The sequence below is a fragment of the Streptomyces sp. NPDC025721 genome (assembly GCF_055558595.1).
On record NZ_JBVHMF010000063.1, the window covers coordinates 1 to 1,030 of the forward strand.

At 72.2% G+C, this 1,030-nt stretch carries 1 protein-coding gene; it reads right to left on the bottom strand.

Annotation, left to right across the window (positions count from 1 at the left end; translation table 11 throughout):
• Positions 1-1,030: transposase (locus ACZ4EF_RS36870; protein ID WP_467508567.1), on the bottom strand; the 1,030-nt coding region annotated here is incomplete at both ends.

The following is a 1,030-nucleotide window of genomic DNA, read 5'->3' on the forward strand; positions in this document are numbered from 1 at the left end:
TCGGTGGCGAGTGGGCGTGCGAGGCGGAGTTGGGTGTGGGCGGCGATGATCAGCCAGGTCCAGCGGTCGGCTGCGGCCGAGTTACGGAGCCGGGGCCGGGTCCAGCCGAGGGTCTGCTTGAGCATGCGGAAGGTGTGCTCGATGTCGAAGCGTCGCAGGAACGCCTGCCAGCAGCGGTCGACGTCGGCTGGGCTGGCGCCGGTGCGCGACCACCACAGCCAGACCGGCTTGTTCACCCCGCCTGAGGGCAGGTGCTCGACAACCAGGCGGATGACGGTGCCTTCGATGATCGGCAGTGGGCCGTCGTGGTCGAGCCAGGCGGCCCTGTGGGTCAGCCTGGGGTGCAGCCGGTCCCATGCCTGGGCGGTAGCTGTGCCGTAGAGGCGGGTGTCGGTGACCGTGACGGCCTGCTCCTCGCCCAAGGTTGCGGGGTCGCCGAAGACGAACTCCCCGCCGTGCTTGGGCAGCCGCCCGCCTTTCGGGTTGGTCGGGAAGAACTCTTCGCGCGAGGGTGCTGGCCGGCGCATCACCCGGTCCGACCGCGTTCGGCCCAGGATCTCGACCGGCAGCCCGGATAGCAGGTGGGCGATGCGCGGGGCGTCGTAGCCTTCGTCCAGCACGATCAGGATGTCCGGGTCGCCCTCGGTCCGCTGGCCTGCGGCGATGAGGCGTTCGACTACCTCGCGGACCTGGGCGGTGGTGGCTGCGGCGAGGTCGGCTCCGGGGATGAGGCGGACCGCGTCCAGGAGGGCGGTCCAGCAGGTGCGGCCGGTTTCCAGTGCGGCGACGACGGAGTAGGGCCAGCCGGGCATCATCTGGTGCTTGGCGTTGCCGCGGCCGTAAGTGTGGCAGAACCATCGGTCCGGCACGGTACCGGCGTCCGGCCGCAGCCACGGCGAGACGTCCACCGCCAGGACAAGCCGCCCGCCGGCCGCCCGCGGCAGCGGCACCCCGGCAAGGGCCCGCCGCAGCCGCGCGACATCGAGCCCGCCGCGGTTGAGGCCGGCATACAGGGAGCCGTGTCCGCGGC